This is a genomic window from Mesorhizobium sp. LNHC252B00 (assembly GCF_000502955.1).
Classification (GTDB): domain Bacteria; phylum Pseudomonadota; class Alphaproteobacteria; order Rhizobiales; family Rhizobiaceae; genus Mesorhizobium.
The window spans coordinates 31,111-51,060 of record NZ_AYWO01000021.1 but is presented as its reverse complement, the minus strand read 5'-3'; the positions used below and the strand labels follow the sequence as shown (position 1 = coordinate 51,060).

Genomic DNA, 19,950 nt, shown 5'->3' with positions numbered 1-19,950 from the left:
GCGGCGCAAGCGCCGCCCTTGATCCTTGGGAGGATAATTCGAACCGGCGGTCAGGCCGCCCTGACTTCCTCGGCAACGGCATCGGCCTGACGCGCTGCCTTGAGCACCTTGGCCCACCACGCAACATCGTTGACCAGCGCGGTAGCGGCTTGGTTCAGATGCTCGAGATCTTCCAGCTTCTTCTCGCCCTGGCGGACGGCAAGGAAATCGCCCCAGGCGATATGGACGGCGGACTTGACCGGCGCCATCTGCAATTCGACCGCATGAAGGCGGAGCTGCTCGACGGCGCGGGAACCACCGACGCTGCCATAGCCGACAAACCCGGCCGGCTTCTTGTTCCATTCGTTGGCCGCGTAATCGATGGCATTCTTCAGCACAGCCGTCGGACCATGATTGTATTCGGCGGCGGTGAAGATGAAGCCATCGAATTCGGCGACCTTCCTTTGCCAGCGCTGTGCCACTTCATTCGTCGACGGCACCCAGGCAGAGGATGCAACCTCGTCGAAGAAAGGCAGCGGAAAGTCACGCAGGTCGACGATCTCGACGTTGATGTCGGCATGTGACTTGGCGATCTTGGCGATCCATTCGGTCGGCACATCGGCGAAACGCGCGGCGCGTGTCGAACCGATGACGATGGCGATTTTGGGTTTTGACATGGGGGCTCTCCATTCAGTAAAAGCTGGTATCATTTAGATACCGGCGCTATATGAGATACTGTCAACTCCCGACGCAAGGAGGCACCTTTTTGTTACTGAGGCACCCGCACCGCACCGAGGATTGTCGCGCCATCTCCGAAATCCTGCAGCGCGTCGGTGACAAATGGACCGTTCTGGTGGTTGGCAAGCTGGGCGACGGACCGCTGCGCTTCAACGAATTGCGCGCAGCCGTCGGCGGCATTTCACAGAAGATGCTGACTACGACCTTGCGTGGGCTGGAGCGCGACGGCTTCGTCACCCGCACCGTGTACCCGACCATCCCGCCGCGTGTCGACTACGAACTGACCGAGCTCGGTCACGAGTTGCTGATCCCGGTCAGCGCGCTTGGTGAATGGGCGCGCAGGAACACCGCGCGCGTGCGGGCCGCACGTGAAAAATTCGACGGTATGCATGCCTGAAATCCTTGCCTGGCAAGGTATCCGGAATTTGCGGTGAGCGACGAAGCGTGTATGTCCCGAAGCGCATCACCTGGTGTTACAAATGACTGAGCGCTGGAGAACCGGCTTCCATCAGCCTTCGGCAGGAACCGCTTTCGGCTTGCCCTCGCCGTCCAGCGCCACCATGACGAAATCGGCATGGGTAACTTTTTCCATCAGGTCGGAAAGGTAGCGTTGCGCCCAGGCTTCGACCTTGAGCGTCATCGAGGTGCGGCCGACGCGCTCGACATGGGTGTAGATGCACAGCGTGTCGCCGATCTTCATCGCCTTGGCGAAAGACATTTCCTTGACCGCCGCCGTCACCACGCGGCCCTTGGCGCGCTCGGCAGCGCGGATGCCGCAGGCCAGGTCCATCTGCGCCATCACCCAGCCGCCGAAGATGTCGCCGGCTGCATTGGCATCCGAAGGCATGGCCAGCGTGCGCAACGTCAGGTCTCCGATCGGCCGTCCATCCGCATAGTGCACCATGGGGAAAATCCTTCGAGACCGGTTGCCCTCGATCCCGTAACGTCATGGCGCCGACAGGTCAACGCGCCACTGCCGACTGCCCCCGGCGAAGGCTCACTTGGCCGCTAAAAGTAACGCTCAAGGTTCGTGCGAATGCGATCGAGGACTGTGTCCCCGGAAAGATCGGGAGAGAACTCCTTGCCCGTGATCGACTCATAAGCCTGCGCATAGACCCTGGAGGCCTGTTCGACGATCTGGTCGGGTATCTCGGGGACAGGGTCGCTGTAGGGATCGCACCTAGCCGACACCCAAGAACGGATGAAATCCTTGTCAAAACTCTCCGGCCGGCTGCCGCTGGCGAGCGCCTGTTCGTAACTCGCCGCGATCCAGTACCGGCTGCTGTCGGGCGTATGGATTTCGTCGGCAAGAATGATGGTGCCGTTCCTATCGGTGCCGAATTCGTATTTCGTATCGGCGAGGATGAGGCCTCGCTCGGCGGCGCGCTGCTGGCCGCGAGCGAACAGCTGTAAGGCATAGCCCGATACGATATCCCACTGCGCCTTCGTGAGCAGGCCCTGTTCAAGGATCTCGGCTTTGGACAGGGGCTCGTCATGACCACCCCGCGAAGCCTTGCTGGTCGGCGTGATGATCGGCTCCGCCAGTTTTTCATTGTCGCGCAGCCCGTCCGGCAGGCGCATCCCGTACATCTCCCGTTCGCCGCGACGATAGCGGGTCAGGATCGAGGTGCTGGTGGTTCCCGCCAGATAACCACGCACGACGATCTCGACCGGCAGGATGTCGAGCCTTGTGCCGACGACGACGTTCGGGTCGGGATACTCCAGGACATGGTTCGGGCAGATATCGGCTGTTTCCTCGAACCAGTACCGAGCCGTCTGGGTGAGGATCTCTCCCTTGTATGGGATCGAAGTCAGGATGGTGTCGAAGGCGCTGAGGCGATCGGTTGCGATGATGATGCGCCTGCCATCCGCCAAATCGTAGTTTTCGCGGACCTTGCCGCTGTAGTGGCCCGGCAGTTCGGGAATGAACGCGTCAGGAAGGGTCCGCATATGATTTCCTGCCTTCCGCAGATTGGCCAGAGCATGATTCCGAAAAGTTGCAGACTTTTCGGAAAAAATCATGCGCCAAAGTAATGCCATCGCATAGGCCGTCGAGCCGGTGCATATCAAGCACGATTGTCCGGAATCCCCTCGAACCCGACCATTTCGACGGTCGCTTTTTTCACAACTGATGCCGGAAGGCACGGCTACGCGGTGAACCCATGGCGTCTAGGCTGCGCCAGATTTCCGGCGCCGCCCAAACCAATCGTGCAGACCATCATGCAGACCTATGATTTCATTATCGTCGGCTCCGGCTCGGCCGGCTCGGTCCTGGCCGACAAACTCTCGGCCTCCGGGCGCTTTTCGGTGCTGGTGCTGGAGGCCGGCGGCACCGACCGCCGCTTCTACGTGCAGATGCCGCTCGGCTACGGCAAGACCTTCTTCGATCCTGATGTCAACTGGAACTATAAGGCCGAGCCGGACCCGGGCCTTGCCGGCAATGCCGACCACTGGCCGCGCGGCAAGCTGCTCGGCGGTTCGAGCTCGATCAACGCCATGGTCTGGATCAGGGGCGCGCGCGAGGATTTCGACGCCTGGCGCGACGCCGGCAATCCCGGCTGGGGTTATGACGACCTGTTGCCCGCCTTCAAGGCGCTCGAGGACAACCAGGCCGGCGCCGACCAATGGCGCGGCATCGGCGGACCGCTGCACATCACCGACTGTGCCGACGCCGTCCACCCGCTGACCAGGCGCTATCTCGCTGCCGGCCAGCAGGCCGGCCTGGCGCTCAACCCGGATTTCAACGGTGCCGTCCAGGAAGGCGTCGGCGTCTACCAGATCTCGACCCGCAACGGCCGCCGCATGTCGGCGGCGCGCGCCTTCCTGCGTCCGGCAATGAGACGCGCCAATGTCCGCGTCGAGATGAACGCGCTGGCGACCAGGGTCCTGTTCGAGGGCAAGCGCGCCGTTGGCGTCGAATATCTGCAGAACGGCGAGACGAAGACGGCGCGTGCCGGCCGCGAGGTCATATTGTCGGGCGGTTCGGTCAACTCGCCGCAATTGCTGCAGCTGTCCGGCGTCGGCCCGTCCGCTCTGCTTGGGGGGCTGGGCATTCCCGTCGTTCACGCCAACGAAAATGTCGGTGCGCATCTGCAGGATCATGTCGGCATCAACTATACCTTCAAGGGCCGGCTGCCGACGCTCAATCAGATCCTGCGTCCGTGGTGGGGCAAGCTCTTGGTCGGCATGCAATACATCCTGACGCGTTCGGGCCCGCTGTCGCTGTCGATGAACAATGCCGGCGGCTTCTTCCGCACCGACCCGGCGGCCAGCCGGCCCAACATGCAGCTCTATTTCCAGGCCTTCTCGACCGTCATTCCCAAGAGCGGAGAGCGCCCGATCCTGACGCCGGATCCATGGCCGGGCTTTTCCATCGGCCTGTCCAATTGCCGCCCGTCGAGCCGTGGCGAGATCATGATCCGCTCCAGCAACCCGCGCGACTACCCCAAAATTGTCGCCAATGCCTATTCCACCAATGCCGATGTCCAGGAGATGCTGGCAGCGGTGAAATTCGTGCGCAAGATCGCCTCGATGCCCGCCATGGCCGAGATCATCGAGGAAGAGGTCCTGCCCGGTCCGTCGATCACTTCCGACGCCGATCTGATACAGGATTTCCGAAAGCGCTCGGGGACCGTCTATCACCCGGTGTCGACCTGCCGCATGGGGCCGGATCGCGCGCGCGCCGTCGTCGATCCGCGTCTCAAGGTGCACGGCGTCGAAGGCTTGCGCGTCATCGATGCCTCGATCTTTCCCGACAACATCACCGGCAACACCAACGCCGCCTCGATCATGACCGGTTGGAAGGGCGCCGAGTTGGTTCTGGAGGACCAAAGATGAAGATCACCGACGTCAAGACCTGGGTTGTCGGCAACCCGCCGCCCGGCATCGGCGGCAAGTATTTCATCTTCGTCAAGCTCACCACAGACGGCGGCGTGGTCGGCTATGGCGAGGCCTACAACGCCACCTTCTCGGCCCATGTCACGGCGAGGATGGTCGAGGACATGGCCGAGCGCTATCTCGTCGGCCGCGATCCGCACGACATCGAGAACTTCTTCCGCCGCGCCTATTCCTCGGGTTTCACCCAGCGTCCCGATGTGTCCGGCATGGGTTGCTTCTCGGCGCTGGAGATGGCCTGCTGGGACATTATCGGCAAGGAGGCCGACAAGCCGGTCTACAAACTGCTCGGTGGCCAGGTGCACGAGACGCTGCGCTCCTACACCTATCTCTACCCGCACACCGGCAGCGTCCATTCCGAGGACGCGCACGGCAAGAACGTCTACAACGATCCCGATCTCGCCGCCGCCTGCGCGCTCGAATATGTCGAGCAGGGGTTCAACGCCGTCAAGCTCGATCCAGCCGGCCCCTACACCGCCTTTGACGGCCACCAGCCGCGGCTTGTCGACATCGACCTGTCCACCCGTATGGTCAAGGCGATCCGCGAGGCGGTCGGCACGCGCGCCGACATATTGTTCGGCACACACGGCCAGTTCACCGCCTCCGGCGCGCTACGCATGGCGCGCGCCATCGAGCCTTATGATCCGCTTTGGTTCGAAGAGCCGGTGCCGCCTGACATGCCAGAGGTCATGGCCCAAGTGGCCCGCGCGACCTCGATCCCGATCGCCACCGGCGAACGGCTGACGACTAAATTCGAGTTCGCTCGCGTCATCGAGAACCGCGCCGCGACCATCCTGCAGCCGGACCTCGGCCGCTCGGGCGGCATCCTGGAAACCAAGAAGATCGCCGCCATGGCGGAGGCCTACCACATCCAGATCGCCCCGCATTGCTACTGCGGACCGATCGTCGGTGCCGCCAACATCCAGTTGGCGGTGACGCTGCCCAATTTCCTCATCCTCGAATCGCTGAAGCAGTGGGACGGGTTTCACGCCACGCTGCTGAAGAAGAAGATCGAGTGGCAGGACGGCAACGTCATCCCGTCGAAGGAGCCCGGCCTCGGCGTCGAACTCGACGAGGCGGTCTGCGACGCGCATCCCTACACGGGCAAGGAACTGCATCTGCAGATGATGCAGACGCCGCTGATGCCATGAGCGAAAGCTACGCCTTCATCGGCCTTGGCCATCTCGGCGGCAACCTTGCCGCCAGCCTGATCCGCAACGGCTTTTCCGTGACCGTCTTCGACCGTGATCCCGCCGCTGTCGAGTGCCTCGTTGCACTCGGCGCCTCCGCTGCGAACAGCCCCGCCGACGCCGCCGCACGGGCCGGCAACGCGATCACGTGCCTGCCGTCGCCGAAGGTCAGCGAAGCGGTGCTGGCCGGCCCCGGTGGATTGCTCGAAGGCCTGCCGAAGGGTGGCACCTGGATCGAGATGTCCACCAATGGCCGCGACGAGATTCTTCGCCTCGCTGCCCTCGCTTCGGCCAATGGCGTCGAGACGCTGGAATGCCCGGTCACCGGCGGCGTGCACCTGGCGGCGGCCGGAAAGATCACCGCGCTGGTCGGCGGCGATGCGGCGCTCCACGAGCGTCATCGCCCGGCGATCGAAGCGATGTGCGCGAAGTCCTTCCTGATGGGACCAATCGGGTCGGCGGCGGTGATCAAGGTCATCACCAACATGCTCGCCTTCATCCACCTTGTCGCCGCCGGCGAAGCGCTGATGCTGGCCAAACAAGGCGGTCTCGACCTCGCCCAATCCTACCACGCCATCGTGGCCTCCTCAGGCAGCAGCTTCGTCCACGAGACCGAAAGCCAGCTCATTCTCAACGGCTCCTACGACATCGGCTTCACCATGGATCTGGCGCTGAAGGACCTTGGCTTCGCTCTCGCCATGGGCGAACAGTCAGGCGTGCCACTCGACCTCGCCACGCGCGTCAATACGATTTTCGAACAGGGCAAGGCTGCCTATGGCGGCAGCGCCTGGTCGACCCAGATCGTCAAGTTGCTGGAAGATGCCGTCGGCACCGACCTGCGTGCCCCTGGCTTTCCGGCCAAACTAGCGATCTGACTCCATGCAGAAAACCAAGCGATTTCAATATGTTGTATGGGCGGGCGAATCCATCTGAATCAACCCGTTAACGACTTGATTCAGTATCTGAGCGTCAGCGCGCCGGGCAAGATCTCGAAGGTCGCGGGTATGCGTCCGGGCGACTCGCCGTCTATATCGACCAGCGCACCGTTCTTCTCCACATCGCCGAGCGGCTCGACCACCACTTTCCTGCCGCGCAGGATGGTGATCGCTGGATGATTGCGGTGCCGGCCGCCATAGAGCAGGCGGATATCCCAGATCAGCTTCAGCTTGCCGGCGGCCCGCAAGATAACGATGTCGAACTGCCCGTCGGTCAAATCGGCATCTGGGGCGATCATCATGCCGCCGCCGAAGAATTTGCCATTGGCCACCGCCACTAGCGCCATGCGCGCCTCGACCGGGGCGCTGTCATCGACGGTGATCCTGACGTCCTGGAAGCGGTAGCGGATGAATTCGATCACGGTGCGCCACAGGAACAGCGCCTTGGCCGACATCCTGCCCTTGCGCTTGTCGGCATTGACGGCACGGTCGGTGGCGCCGGACAGGCCCAGGCTGGCGATGTTGATGAAGTGGCGGCTGGCCAGCGCGCCATGGTCGTCGATGTAGCTGATGCGGCCGGCATCGATCTTGCGCGCCTTGGCTTCAGCGATCCGCTTCAGCACCGCGTCCATCTCTTTCGGCAAGCCGAGGCCGCGCGCGAAATCGATGCCGGCACCGCACGGCAACAGACCGAGTTCGGTCGTCCTGCCGCCCTCCTGGATCGCCTGCAGCAGCCCGTCGGCCACTTCGCTGGCGGTGCCGTCACCGCCGGCCGCGATCACCAGATTGAAACCTTCAGCCGCAAGATCGAGCGCCAGCCTTTCTGCATCGCCTTCGGCCTGCGTTTCGCGCAGTTCGAATTCGCCGAAATGACTTTTCAGCGATGCCGCGACATCGGGCCAATGCCGTTTCAGCCGGCCACCGCCAGCAATCGGATTGAGAACCACCCCGACTTTCAAGCATACCCTCCCGCAAAGACATCGAAGCGCACGGCGCCTCGAATCCTTTGCTGGCATTGAAGCCCGCACCGGTCGGCAGGGCAAGGCCGAATGTCTACCGATGCCGCCCACCCTATGACGGATCGGAAAATCGCATTCTCCTTGGTTGGTCCCCGATAATCCCGCTATCCACAGGCCCTTGGCCATTTCGCAAAGCCCTTACCCGGCGTAAGTTAAACCCATCTCAGGCGGCTACCGATCGCCCAGCCGAAAGGCGAAGTGAAAGGCGGATTTCCTGAGGCCCGTACGGACCGAAGCGAGAGCAGGCTTGCCTGTTTCGAGGGTCGGAGCCGAGACCTACGGGGCCGCGGAAAGCGTGCTAACGCCGACGGCGGACCGATGCTGCCATGAAGGACGGCAAAAACCTTCGATGGTGCGCAGGGCAAAGCTCGCAAGGGTGGCGACCGGCGTGGTCCCGAACGGACGCTGCTTTCGGGTGGCGGACTGGCAGGACCGTCAAAATCAAGGCCGGCAAGGCGCGACGACTTTACGGAAGTTGCTGCCGCGACCGTGTCCTGATCTGACAGGGAGGCGCTGGGAGAAATCCCGGCGCCGACTGTCTTTTCCACATTTTTACGGTGTTTTCGGTTGGGGCTGCAACCGGCGGTAAAATCGGCTAACGTTCGGCGTCACTCGGAGGGGGATACTTCATGACGCTGATCCAGAAGCTTGCCGTTGCCTATGCCTTCCTGTTCTTCGGCGTCGTCGCCATCGGCTACATACCGCCGTTCAACGATGCCGACGGCAATCTGTTCGGCCTATTCTCCCTGCAATGGTATGATGATCTGCTGCACGCCTTCTCCGGCGTCTGGGCGCTGGCCGCAGCCTTCATCTCGCACCGCCAGGCCGTGTTCTATTTCAAGCTGTTCGGTTCAGTCTACCTGTTCGACGGCGTGCTCGGGCTGATTACCGGTTCCGGCTGCCTCGATGCCGGCATCTTCATCAACGGCTTCCGCTCCCTCAACGACATCGAGTTCCCGGCCCGCTTCTTCGCCAACCTGCCGCACATCGTCATCGGCGGCTTCGCCGTCTATGTCGGCTTCTGGCTGGCAAAGCGCATACACGATCACTTCGCCACGGCCTGATCGGCCATGTTCCTGTTTCGCTGGCTGAAGCGCATCATCAAGACGATCCTCTCGCTGATCGTCATCGTTATCCTCATCCCTATCGCCGGGCTGAGCTATGGCTTCCTGACGACGTCGTCGCTCGACAAGGCGCCGCTGCCCGGCATTGCCGACGGCGCTCTGCCCAAGGCGCTGGCCGACAAGGTCCGCGCCGAGATCCCCGGCTACCAGCGACCGGAGGAATCGACCTTCCTCACCTATCCGGAATGGGCGATCGTCTACGCCGCGCGCGAATATGCCGGCTTCGTCGCCAAGGACCAGCCGAGCGGCTTCCCCTACTGGTCCTATGTCGGCCGCTTCTGGCAGGACTACGCCATGGTGATCCGCGCCAGTTCTCCCTACAAGTTCAACTACGCCAACCACCAGATGCTGGTCATCATCGGCACCAGCCACTCGATCGAGCATATCCTGCAATGGACCTATGAGAACACTGTCGGCCGTATCACCGAGGCGACAGCAGGCAAGCGAACCGCCGTCGACATCTATCAGGCCAAAATCGCGGCCGATTATGCAGGGTTTCTCGACCAGGTGCCGTGGTACCAGTTCCCCTATGCCGAGAAGCGCGCGGGCCTGTTTGCCGTGCAGCCGGCGCCGGGCGACAGTTCCATCCGCACCAGCGAACGCAAGCTGGCATTCGGCCTCGCCGACACCATCAAGCACGCCTATGCCGACCTGATCAAAAAGGCGCTTGCCGCCACGACGAACCCGGCCTTTCTCGATATCCATGTCTGGGCCAAGGGGCCGGTCGGTGAAGCCACGCGCGACGAGCCGGACACCTTGCTCGAACGCGACCTGGGGGCCGATGGCACCATTTTCGTCACCAAGCGCTATCAGGTGTTCACCGAAATGATTCCGCGCCTGATCGACAAGGGCGTGTCGTTCGTTGAGATCGGCGGCAACGACGAGATCATGGTCACCATGCTCTCCACCGACTCGATCGCCATCCCCGAAGGCATGCGCATCCTGTTCAGCTATCCTCTGCCGGCAGATCCAGCAACGCGCCGCACCGGCATGATCGTCGCCGTACGCAAGCTGCATCTCGTGCTGCCGGCGCTGATCAAGTCGGGCGCTAGGCTCGAACATGTCTATGACTACTGAGACGATCCGGCCACGTTCCGCAAGGATCGGCTATCGCGAGCGCCCCGCCACGCTCATTCCACAATCGCGGCCAAATCCCGCCTTGTTCACGCGCGATGGAATGTTGCATGCACCTGAATGAGCTGCCGGGGAGCCATCTCGAAGGGACGAGACCGTGATCAAGACCGCCCTTGTCGCCATGACCATCGTCGGCTGCGACTGCGACGCCAAGCTTTGCGAATATATCGGCGAGACGCCGGCCAAGTGGTCGACCGTCGCCGAGTGCGAAGCGGCGATGAGAAGCCAGATGCTGCACGAGCGCAATTTCAACTATCCGCTCGTCTCCGGCATCTGCCGCACCAAGGGCTCGTCGTCCTCTTCGCAGCTGGCCGCGACCGCGTCGCGCCCTGAACTGAAGCCCGCCAGCCGCGTTGTCAGAACCGAAAGCCCGTTGCCGCCTGAACTGAGCCATCGGCCGAGCGTCTCGGTCGGTTCGCCGACGACGGCCATGGAAGCGGACGCCGCCCGGCCCGTCGCCTATGAACAAGTGGTCGATGGCGGAACCGGCGTGCTCTATCGCACGAAAAACGGTTATGCCTTGGTCAAGACCGATCTCGGCCGCGCCGCCTCGGCGACCGCCGACGCCGCGAAACGCTCTGTGAACTGGCTGGCCGGACTTGTGCCGAAGGGCCTGTAATCCCGCAAGCGTCTCGGTTTGACGACCGCAACATGCGGCATCCTATCGTCGCACCGGGTGTCCGTGATTAGGCAGGCACATAGGTCAACCTGATCACGTCATCGCCAATCAGGTCGCTGGCCACAAAGCGAAGCGGCGGCCGGGGGCCGGCGAAGAATGGCTTACCATGACCAAGCACGAACGGATGGAGGTAGAGTTGGTACGCATCGATAAGACCAAGGTCGGTCAGGCTTCGTGCCAGGTTTGGTCCAGAAACTGAAATCTCCCCAACGAGTTGGGCCTTAAGCCCACGTATCACTGCCTCGACGTCGTCCGCGACAAGGGTGGCGTTGGGGCCGACCGACTTCAGCGTGCGCGACACAACCCATTTCGGTTGGCTCCGCCACGCGGCCGCGAATTCACGCGCCTCCGCGCTCCACTCTGGACTGTCTTCGTCCCAATAGCGCATCACCTCGTACATGCCGCGACCGTACACGCTGCCGCTCAGGTTGCGCACTTGCTCTATCCAGTGACGAAAGATCGTGGGCCCTGACGGCATTTTCTGGTGGTCGACATAGCCGTCGAGGGACTGGTTCATTCTGAAAATGAGCTTCGCCATGCTGTAAGACCTCCAATTCAGGGTCTTCAGAATAACTGGGGCCGCCGTTACGCAAAAGAGTGGACCCCCAGCCGAAATCCAAACTGGGACACGACCCTGATCTCCTACAGCTTGACCTTCAGGCTCTGCCAGAACTTGTCGATCAGCGGCTTTTCGGTCGCCACGTCCTCGCCGGCAATGCGGGTGATGAACAACAGCCCCTGTTCGGCAACGCCGTAGCCGACGATCTCGAAATCGGCCGTGTCACTGCGTGTCTTCACGACGGCCTTTATACCAGTTAATTCCTTGCCGTCGGCAAGTTTGCGCGTCGTCGGCTCCTGCGTCAGCGTGGCGCCGGCCTGCACCGAGTCCTTGGTCATCTCCTGCAGCATCAGCTGGTTGAGCGACACCGGATTCATCTTGCCATACTCCTGGACGATGACGATGGTACCCAGCGCCGACGCCATCAGATACTGCGTGATATTCTCACCCAGGTCGGACTTGGTCACCGAGATGTCGCTCGGATGGACAAACGAGAAATCGCTGCCGGCAAAGGTGGCGAAGTCGTTGCGCTCGAGCGTCACCTTGCTCTTTCTGCCGCCGGGCAGCGTCATGCTTGTGCTCTCGCCGGGATCGATATCGACGGTCACGCCGTCGATGGTCAGCTTGAAAGCCTTGATATCCTCGGCCTGGACCGGTCCAGCGCACAGCGCAATGAGGGTGAGTGCCGCCGCCGATACCATCCGCATGGGTTGTTCTCCTGCTTTTTATGCCACCCCGCTCAGCGCCTTGATGGCACGGTAGAAGGTCGAGGAAAACAGTTCCGTCGGGTCATATTGCCGCTTTGTCGCCAGGAAGGCCGGCAGTTCGGGATAGGAGGCCAGCAACTCCTTGGACGTGTAATGCAGCTGGTAGGGCAGGAAGAACCGGCCGCCATGCTTGATCGTCACGTCGATCAGCGCCCGGGTCAGCGTCCGCATCCTGGCATTGCCGTCGGCATCGGTCGGCTGGTTGATGTAGAGCACCAGCGAATAGGCAGGCTCCGGCGCGTAGGTCAGCGCGACATCCTCCTTGTGGACGATGCGCACCGAGGCGTTGAGCACCGGCAGCGACTGATTGCGCAAGATCTCGCGGGCTTCCGTGATGAATGGATTATACGCGGCGCGTGGAATAAAATATTCGTGCAGAATGTCGGTCTCGTCAGTCAGGTCGTTGAACAGATAAGGCACCGAATCGTGCATCGGGTTGTTGCGGGTGACGAGGCAGGCCTCGCCTTCGGCCATGGCCGAGGTGCGCGCCACCGTGCAGCTTTCGAATTTCGGCTCCAGCGTCTTTTCGGTGAACCACTTCAGCTCCTGGAACAGGCTGCCCCATTTCGCCATGTTGATGATCACGCGCTTCAGCCCGACCGAACCCGGCTCGCCGATACCAGGCTGGTCCGCCGGCGGCTGGTCGGCCACCTTGTCATAGCGGTAGACGATCATGTCCTCGAGGAAATTGCCCGGCGCCGTCGACAGATGGCCGTAAAACAGACCGATCGTCCTGTTCGGCTCCAGCACCTCGGCGAAGAATTTCGGGAAATCGTCGGATTTGATGATTTCGCGAGAGGTCCGGTAGACGGCGTTGTCGACGATATCGAGAGTCGCCTCCAGCACAACGCCGAACAGGCCGTAGCCGCCGACGACGTGGCGGAACAAATCGATATTCTCGCTGGGCGAACAGGTCGTCACCGAACCGTCGGACAGCATCACACGCATCGAGCGGATCGAGCTTGCCACCGAACCCGCCTGATGGTCCATGCCGTGCGCATTGACCGACAGCGAGCCGCCAACCGAAAAGATGTCGGTCGACTGCATCGCCTTCACCGCGAAACGCGGATGCAAGAGGTTCTGGATGTCGTGCCAGCGCGCACCCGGCTGCAGCGTCATGGTCTCCGCCACGGCGTCGACGGTCACCTTGTTGAATTTTCTGAGGTCGAGTACCAGCGCATTGTCGTCGAAGGCATGCCCGCCCATCGAATGGCGGATGGCCGCCAGCGAGACCTTCAAGCCATTGGCGCGCGCGAAGGCCAGCGCCTTGGCGATGTGCTCTTCCTCACTGACTTCCACCACGCCATAGACCGGCGTCTGCGACAGGCCGCTGGCATCGTTGATGTCGCCGCCCTTTGCCGACCAGGGCAGCGATGCGTCAAAGGCCGGCGCATTCTCCAGCGACTTCAGCGGCAGCGCGATGCCGTCGATATCGGCGATGCGGCCTGCGTTCTTCGGTCCCAAAGGCCCGCGCGCCAGCCGTGCCACGGTGTTGCCGCCCCACAGCACCGCGCCGCCAACGACAGCCGCACCGAGTAGCAATCGCCGCGACAGCCGAAATTCTTTTTGTTGCCCAGCCATGGATATCCCCCGTTGGCCAAGGGATAGCGCGGCCTCCTGGCAAAAACCATAGCGGTCGGTCGGAAGAGCGTTCCGCCAGAAAATCGATATGAATTATGGTCGGCTCAATTACGCCAAAAACCGATTGAAACTCGCGCTTGGGTTGCAAATCCGGAATGAATGCACCATGGTGGCCGCGACTACGGTGAGGGGCCTTCCATGAAGCTTGCAATCCGGACCATGATGTCCCTGATGCTGGCGCTTGCTACGGGATCGGCCGGTGCACAAGGCGCGGACCCAGGCGACGACAAGACGATTATCTTTACCCCGGGCGATACCGACATGGCGGCGGCGATCGCCCAGGCACTCGCCAGCCTGGATGAATTCCTGGCGCTGTCCGAGGCTCCTCCCTCCGGAACAGACAGGTTCAAACTGAAGGTCAAGGTACGGGACGGGAATGTCACCGAACATTTCTGGGTCATACCGTTCCGCCGCACCGAGACCGGATTTGCCGGCATTTTGGCGAACCAGCCGGAGGAAGTACGCAACGTCGTCCTCGGCCAGAACATAGAATTCACCAGGGACGAAATTTCCGACTGGGGATACACAAGCGACGGGCATCAGGTCGGCAGCTTCACCGTCTGCGTGATGTTCAAGAAAATGTCGAAAGAAGGGGCAGACTACATGCGCGACAAATATGGCTTCGACTGCTGACAGCGAGGCCCGATTAACTGATCTCGTCCTTCGCGCCGATCTTTCGCACCAGCGCCGCCGTCGCCAGCATCGCGCCCATGTCTGATATCATCGGCGCGACATGCGTGGTGTAGTCGAGCGGCACCGAAATAACCGGCAGCTCGAAGAAGTTCTTCGTCAGCGGTAACAGCAGGAAGCCGTCGCTGCCGTTGAGCGCGACGCGGGCCGGGTCGTCCGGCCAGGTTTCGCCAAGCCATTTCAGGGCCTGCGCCAGGCGACCTGTCACCAGCGGCCGCGCCGGCTCGGCGTTGTCGGTGCGGAATTCATAGGCAGCGTCGAGTTCGGGCACACCGGACGACAAATCCTGCATCTTGCCGGCGAACATGCCGCGGAAGAAGCCGACGACCGCATTGGTCCGGCGCGTCGCCACCAATACCCCCGGGAACGGCTCGATCGCTTCGAAAGCGACAATGACACCCTTGAAGACTGTCGATGAATCCTTGCCCGACCCTACTCGCAGTTCTGCTTCGTAAAGCTCGAACGGAAACTCTTCGTAACGGCCCGAAACGACATCGTCGAACGACTGCTTGTTGAAGGCGCCGACCGCCTCGCGCGGCAGCCGGTCGAAAGAGTTCGGCGTCACGCCGTGCTGGTAGCGCATATCCGCGATGAAGCCGAAGATGATTGGCAGCAGCGTCTCGCGGAAAGATTGCTGCAGCCGCGTCGCCGGTTTCATGGCCTGGAAGTAGAGCACGCTCGAAGCCACCAGGCCGGTGCCATAGAGAAACACATGCGGCGTCGAGAACCATTGCTCGTTGGGGTCGGCGACCTTGTTGAACAGCCAGGAGACCAGCATCACGAACACCAGCACCAGCCCGACGAACACCGGCGCCCGCCAGCGCACCTGGCGGACCGCCGAGGCCCTCGCTGCCTCATAGGCCTCGATATCCTTCCGGATGCCGGCAATCACCGCCTCGTTCGGCATGAAATCCGCTGTTTCCACCGCCGCCCCCGCAAGCCTGCCTCTGCCGTCGCATGATAGTCGGTTTTGCAGGAGCCGCCAGACGGTTAAGCGGCGACGCCCTCTTCGCTTGAAGAGGCGGGAAAGATCGCTCTCAGCCGACCCTGGGCCTTGCCGCGCATTTGCCCCACCAGTGCCTCCACCGGTACCAGCCGCTCATGGTCGCCGGCGCGCAGGCGCATGAAGGGATGCAGCCGGTAAGACGCAACGGCACCGCGCGAGCCACCATCGGCACTGACATCGACGACAAGGATGCCACCGATGCGACCGGGCCATGGCTGGCGGGCAAGGGCTGTGCCTAGGAAATCGCCAAGCCCATAGGCAACGATCGTCCCGTCGATCCGCTCAACCGGCTGCACGACATGGGCGTGATGGCCGGCGATCAGCCCGACGCCTTGCCCGACCAGCCGCCTGGCCAACGCTCGTGTTTCAGCGCGCGGAAAATGCCTGAACTCCCAGTCCCAATGCGGCACGGCGCAAAGAAGATCGACACCGTCACGCCGCCGGCGGACCTCGTCACTGTCCATCGATACGCGCCCGGCGAACAGATTTTCATCGGCGTTGCGCCACAGCGTGAAGGCGGCGAAGCCGATATCAAGCGGTCCGACCTGGACAGGCACCACCGGGCCATTGGCGGCAAGGCCGACCGTGCGGATCCCAAGTCGCTGCAACGCCCCGACCGTCTCGTCGAAACCGGCGACGCCCTGGTCGAACACATGATTGTTGGCCAGCGACAGCACGAGCTTTTCGCGCGCAATACCAGCCGCCGCCAGCGCTGCGGCCAGGAACCGCTCGCTCATCGCATGATGGGTACCAAGCCTCGTCCCCAGCACCGCGCTTAGTCTGTCCACAACAGGGCTTTCGCAATTGCCGATCACCAGATCGGCCGCGCCGAGCAGCGCCTTGATCTCCGGATCGCAGTCCGGCGCGCTGCGGTTGGCCACCGCCGAGATGTCGCCGACGAAGACCAGCCGCACCGCCCGCTTTGGTGGCGGATCCATCAGCGTTCCCGCCATCGGCGCAAAGTCTTGCGCGTCGCCGGCCAGCGACGGCTTCAGAAAACGCGGTAGCCAGGACAGCTTGTAGGAAAACGGATAATTCGACACGCGGCGCCCAATTGTTTGCCTTGTGTAGACCGTCCTCGGGACGGGTTGAAGCGCGACGCTCCAAATGGTGTATATTTGCTCTGCGCGACAAAATATTGGGGGGGAAAGATGACACGACTGGCTAGCCTGCTGACATCCGCTTTCATGCTGATTCTGCCGCTGTCTTCCGCATCGGCGGCAATGCCCGAAGCGGCATCCGCTCTGTTCGAGGCGAAAACGGTGGCCGGGCGCGACAGCGCGCTGTCGACGCTGGAGGCCGCCGCGCCAAAAGACCCGGCATCAGCCTATGCCGCCGGCGCCGGCGAGTTCTTCACCGCGCTGGAAATCCTGGCCAGCGGCCTCCATCGCCATGGCTTCGAGAGCCCGCAATCCTTCATGCTGCCGCTGATGCGGCTGCCGGTACCCGACAATCCCAACCCCGAGCCGCTGACCTATGAACAATTCCGTGCCATCCTGGTCGCCTTCCGCGACCGGTTGGAGAAATCCGCCGCAACGTTTGCGGCGGTGCCGGCGAACGCCGATATCGGCATCGTAATCGACCTCACCCACACCGGCATCGACCTCAACGAGGACGGCACGATCGCACCTGATGAAAGCATGGCGGCGATCATTACCTCACTGTCACACGGCGGCATCTCGTCGGACGCCGCCGCCCCCACCCTCACATTCCGCTTCGACCGCGCCGACGGTTTCTGGCTGCAGGGCTATGCGGAGTTCCTGATGGCGCAGACCGATTTCTGGCTGGCGCATGATTTCAGGAGCACTTTTGACGGCTCGTTCCACATGCTGTTCCCGCGCGCCAAGCTGCCGTTGCAGGACATTCTCGTACCGCCGGCCGGTGATATGGGCAGCAGCATCTTCTCCTCGGAGTGGCGCATCGCTGATTTCATCTCGCTGGTGCATCTCGTCAACTGGCCGGTGATCGAGCCGGAGCGCCGGCAAGCGGCGCGCCGCCATCTGCTGGAAATGATCCGGCTGTCACGCGAGGACTGGAAGGCGATCCGCGCCGAGACCGACAATGACCGTGAATGGCTGCCGGGTCCGCAGCAGAAAGGCGAGAACCCGCTCACAGGCCTCGACGTCGGCGAGGAGCAGGTCCAGGCCTGGCTCGCCACCTTGACCATGGCCGAGGACCTCCTGGAAGGCCGCGTGCTGCTGCCGCATTTCCGCATTGTCGATAAGGGCATCAACATGAAGCGGTTCTTCGACGAGCCCAAAAACTTCGACCTGGTCCTGTCGATCACCGGCCCGGCAATCGCGCCCTATCTCGAAAGCGGCAGGATCCTGACCAGCGACGATTTCGACCAGATCCAGCGCCAATTCGGCGGCGGTGGTTTTCTGACCTTTGCCCTGTGGTTCAATTGAGGTGCCACTGAAGGCGGCCGTCCAGGCGAAGAAATTGTGACAGGCAGGCAACAGTTCTACCTGAGACAGGCGCCCATTTGGGCAATTTTCACCGGCAGCCGCTTCGTTCCATTTATCGCTGACCGCGCCGCGAAAAAATTTAGAAACGGCTGTTTTGCTTGACTCGGCGATCAAAAGCAGGCAGCAAAACTGCGTCGGAAGGGCGACAACACCACTTTCCTGGCCGTGGACGAAGCCTTATTTGGCCTAAATCCACATTTCGTCGTTGGTTTTGAGAGGGATTGATTAACCAACTTTGTCCATATTTTGAAGCAATCGGCAACCAATGACAGACGCGGCAAACGCGTCGGGGACCACCTGGGATCACTCACAGAATGGTCGTCGCGGCTATTACAGCCGCGGACGTGGGAGCCGCTTGGAGCAAGATTGGTTGCATGGCGTTGTTGAGTAAAAAAATTGTCGGGGACGAGCGTTGGGACGGCGAGAACGCCTGTGACGCGCCACGTGCCTCTTCCTTCACCCCTGAACGGATCGTCCGCTGGGTCGCGGTGCCCGGCGCCAGTGCTGCCGTTGGCCTGTGGTTGATAGGCACCATGGCTGGCCTCAGTTCCGTCGGCGCCTCGCTTTCGGCGACATCGGGTGGCCTCCCGCAGACCCTGTCGATGCCGGGATCGCTCGCCCTGGCCGATCCGTTCAAGCAGCATTTTCTGAGAGCACCCTTCGTGCTTGCCAATGCCAATGGCGGCACGCAAGCCCTTCACGACCATGCCGTGCAGTGCGGTGCCAGCTGCTTCAAGCTTGCCCGGTTGAGCCCGCGGGCGGAGAAATCCGCGCGCCTCGTGGCGCAGGCAAAGCCCGTTCCCACTGCCGCAAAGTCGAAGTCGCAGGAGCGTTTCGAGCGCATCGAAGCATCGCTTTCGCCGATGAAGCTCGCCGCTGCCTTTGCCGGCGCTGGAAAGCCCGTGGTCGTGGCCAACGCGCCGGTGCACCCTGTTATTTCCACCGTCGCGCCGCAAATTGCCGAAGCGTCGCTGGTGCCATCCGTCAAGGTTATGGCCAGCCTCTCGGAAGACATGCCCGCTCCAGCGGCCGAACGCTTCGCGCGGCTGGATAACGGCTCGGACGTCGTGCAGACCGCGCCGCAACCGATGGGCTTTGCCCAGTCGGACATGCAGACGCCAGACAATTCGCAGTTGGCGCTGGCCCTCGTGCAGTCGCTGCCAGTCGACGACGAGGCGTTCGCCTCGCCGCTGCCGATCGAGGAATCCCCGGCCGACGTCGCGGTTTCGCCTGTCGAAACCCAGCAGGACCAACCAGGCGACGCCGCCTCGCTGCCGGACGCGCTCACCGACGACGTGCCGTTGCCGACCCGTCGCCCGCAGTTCGACGCCCCGCAGCCCAAGGACACCCCGCAGCCCAAGATTGTACAGCAGTCCAAACCTGTTCAGCAGACGAAGCCTGATCAGCAACCGAAGCCGGCTCGCGAAACCGTCCAGCAAGCCCAGACTGCCCGACCGGCCAAACCGGACCGGCAAGGACGGCCGGCCGATGGCAGCGGTGTGCTGGCCTATGCCAAGCCGGACACGCCGTCGGGTGGCCTCGGCAAGGCTTTCAGGAACCTGTTCAACTCGCCGGGGTCCAGGAGCGGAGCCGGCAATGGCGTCGCCGTCTACGACATCAGCGCCGGGACCGTCTATATGCCTGACGGTTCGAGGCTCGAGGCGCATTCGGGCATCGGCGCCATGACGGACCAGCCGCGCTATGCCGACCAGAAGAACCGCGGACCGACACCGCCCAATACCTACAATCTGTCGCTGCGCGAGACGCGCTTTCATGGTGTGGAGGCCTTGCGCCTGACACCGGCCGATGGCCGCAACAAATACAATCGCGACGGCTTTCTGGCCCATACCTACCTGCTTCGGGGCCGCTACGGCCAGTCGAGCGGTTGCGTCGCCTTCAAGGACTATGCGCGCTTCCTCGCCGCCTACAAGAAGGGCAAGATCAACCGCCTCGTCGTGGTGCCGCGCCTGAACGGATCGCCGACCCGCGTTGCGGCGGATAACGCGCGCGGCGCCTGATCCTTCCGGACAGGCACGCGGCCGCCGTTTCCTCCTGACAGCCTACTGTCAGGAGCCGCATCTGGCGAAGCGCTTCATCTCATCCCACTCTTTCCATTTTGGCCAGGAA

Annotated in this window: 19 protein-coding genes; 10 read left to right on the top strand and 9 right to left on the bottom strand. The window is 62.5% G+C overall.

All coding sequences use genetic code 11. The features are described 5' to 3' along the window. Positions 1 to 50: 50 nt before the first annotated feature. Complete coding sequence (locus X744_RS147775; protein ID WP_023761259.1) at positions 51 to 656, bottom strand: NADPH-dependent FMN reductase; 606 nt, start codon at positions 654 to 656, stop codon at positions 51 to 53. Between the two features lie 89 nt (positions 657 to 745). On the opposite strand from X744_RS147775, the gene X744_RS147780 reads away from it, so the two are divergent. Then, complete coding sequence (locus X744_RS147780) at positions 746 to 1,114, top strand: helix-turn-helix domain-containing protein (protein WP_023761258.1); 369 nt, start codon at positions 746 to 748, stop codon at positions 1,112 to 1,114. A gap of 111 nt (positions 1,115 to 1,225) precedes the next feature. Here X744_RS147780 and X744_RS147785 read toward each other — a convergent pair whose 3' ends face one another. Together X744_RS147785 and X744_RS147790 are read right to left on the bottom strand one after the other, a co-directional pair. Continuing rightward, complete coding sequence (locus X744_RS147785; protein WP_023761257.1) at positions 1,226 to 1,621, bottom strand: acyl-CoA thioesterase; 396 nt, start codon at positions 1,619 to 1,621, stop codon at positions 1,226 to 1,228. Positions 1,622 to 1,725: 104 nt separating this feature from the next. Next, positions 1,726 to 2,667: a phosphoribosylaminoimidazolesuccinocarboxamide synthase gene (locus X744_RS147790; RefSeq protein WP_031260743.1), complete on the bottom strand. Its 942-nt coding sequence runs from the start codon at positions 2,665 to 2,667 to the stop codon at positions 1,726 to 1,728. Between the two features lie 270 nt (positions 2,668 to 2,937). Here X744_RS147790 and X744_RS147795 point away from each other — a divergent pair, with 270 nt between their 5' ends. The 3 genes from X744_RS147795 to X744_RS147805 are packed head-to-tail and all read left to right on the top strand — an operon-like array spanning position 2,938 to position 6,676. Beyond that, a complete protein-coding gene (locus X744_RS147795) occupies positions 2,938 to 4,554 on the top strand; it encodes a GMC family oxidoreductase N-terminal domain-containing protein (RefSeq protein ID WP_031260742.1) in 1,617 nt (538 codons plus the stop codon). After that, positions 4,551 to 5,762: a mandelate racemase/muconate lactonizing enzyme family protein gene (locus tag X744_RS147800; RefSeq protein ID WP_023761254.1), complete on the top strand. Its 1,212-nt coding sequence runs from the start codon at positions 4,551 to 4,553 to the stop codon at positions 5,760 to 5,762. Before X744_RS147795 ends, X744_RS147800 begins: the two co-directional genes overlap by 4 nt. Next, the gene (locus X744_RS147805; protein ID WP_023761253.1) at positions 5,759 to 6,676 is read left to right on the top strand and encodes an NAD(P)-dependent oxidoreductase; all 918 of its coding nucleotides are present in this window, start codon (positions 5,759 to 5,761) and stop codon (positions 6,674 to 6,676) included. The genes X744_RS147800 and X744_RS147805 overlap by 4 nt, the downstream gene beginning before the upstream one ends. Positions 6,677 to 6,756: 80 nt before the next feature. Here the strand turns inward: X744_RS147805 and X744_RS147810 are convergent, their stop codons facing one another. Then, the gene (locus tag X744_RS147810; protein ID WP_031260741.1) at positions 6,757 to 7,695 is read right to left on the bottom strand and encodes a diacylglycerol kinase family protein; all 939 of its coding nucleotides are present in this window, start codon (positions 7,693 to 7,695) and stop codon (positions 6,757 to 6,759) included. Positions 7,696 to 8,384: 689 nt separating this feature from the next. Between X744_RS147810 and X744_RS147815 the strand changes: the two genes are divergently transcribed. The 3 genes from X744_RS147815 to X744_RS147825 all read left to right on the top strand — a co-directional run bounded on the left by X744_RS147815 (position 8,385) and on the right by X744_RS147825 (position 10,632). Then, positions 8,385 to 8,819: a DUF4383 domain-containing protein gene (locus X744_RS147815; protein WP_023761251.1), complete on the top strand. Its 435-nt coding sequence runs from the start codon at positions 8,385 to 8,387 to the stop codon at positions 8,817 to 8,819. Between the two features lie 6 nt (positions 8,820 to 8,825). Continuing rightward, positions 8,826 to 9,956, top strand: a complete 1,131-nt coding sequence (locus X744_RS147820) for a hypothetical protein (RefSeq protein ID WP_023761250.1) — start codon at positions 8,826 to 8,828, stop codon at positions 9,954 to 9,956. Between the two features lie 154 nt (positions 9,957 to 10,110). Further along, positions 10,111 to 10,632: a hypothetical protein gene (locus X744_RS147825; RefSeq protein ID WP_023761249.1), complete on the top strand. Its 522-nt coding sequence runs from the start codon at positions 10,111 to 10,113 to the stop codon at positions 10,630 to 10,632. A gap of 67 nt (positions 10,633 to 10,699) precedes the next feature. Here the strand turns inward: X744_RS147825 and X744_RS147830 are convergent, their stop codons facing one another. The 3 genes from X744_RS147830 to X744_RS147840 form a co-directional block, all read right to left on the bottom strand. Beyond that, positions 10,700 to 11,230 carry a dihydrofolate reductase family protein gene (locus X744_RS147830; protein WP_023761248.1) on the bottom strand — a complete coding sequence of 177 codons (531 nt, stop codon included), beginning with the start codon at positions 11,228 to 11,230 and terminating at the stop codon, positions 10,700 to 10,702. A 104-nt stretch (positions 11,231 to 11,334) separates the two neighbouring features. Continuing rightward, positions 11,335 to 11,958, bottom strand: coding sequence for a hypothetical protein (locus X744_RS147835; RefSeq protein ID WP_031260740.1), 624 nt, complete (start codon positions 11,956 to 11,958; stop codon positions 11,335 to 11,337). An 18-nt stretch (positions 11,959 to 11,976) separates the two neighbouring features. Then, the gene (locus X744_RS147840) at positions 11,977 to 13,599 is read right to left on the bottom strand and encodes an FAD-binding oxidoreductase (RefSeq protein ID WP_031260739.1); all 1,623 of its coding nucleotides are present in this window, start codon (positions 13,597 to 13,599) and stop codon (positions 11,977 to 11,979) included. 231 nt (positions 13,600 to 13,830) lie between these two features. Here X744_RS147840 and X744_RS147845 point away from each other — a divergent pair, with 231 nt between their 5' ends. Beyond that, positions 13,831 to 14,292, top strand: a complete 462-nt coding sequence (locus X744_RS147845) for a DUF2314 domain-containing protein (RefSeq protein ID WP_245266804.1) — start codon at positions 13,831 to 13,833, stop codon at positions 14,290 to 14,292. A 13-nt stretch (positions 14,293 to 14,305) separates the two neighbouring features. Here X744_RS147845 and X744_RS147850 read toward each other — a convergent pair whose 3' ends face one another. Then, entirely contained in the window at positions 14,306 to 15,274 is a 969-nt protein-coding gene (locus X744_RS147850; RefSeq protein WP_023761244.1) for a DUF3137 domain-containing protein, read from the bottom strand. A 65-nt stretch (positions 15,275 to 15,339) separates the two neighbouring features. Beyond that, positions 15,340 to 16,398, bottom strand: a complete 1,059-nt coding sequence (locus tag X744_RS147855; RefSeq protein ID WP_023761243.1) for a CapA family protein — start codon at positions 16,396 to 16,398, stop codon at positions 15,340 to 15,342. Between the two features lie 108 nt (positions 16,399 to 16,506). On the opposite strand from X744_RS147855, the gene X744_RS147860 reads away from it, so the two are divergent. Further along, on the top strand, positions 16,507 to 17,763 hold the full coding sequence (locus X744_RS147860) for a hypothetical protein (protein ID WP_023761242.1): 1,257 nt from the start codon (positions 16,507 to 16,509) through the stop codon (positions 17,761 to 17,763). A gap of 434 nt (positions 17,764 to 18,197) precedes the next feature. Beyond that, positions 18,198 to 19,841, top strand: a complete 1,644-nt coding sequence (locus X744_RS147865) for a DUF2778 domain-containing protein (protein ID WP_023761241.1) — start codon at positions 18,198 to 18,200, stop codon at positions 19,839 to 19,841. Positions 19,842 to 19,950: the final 109 nt, after the last annotated feature.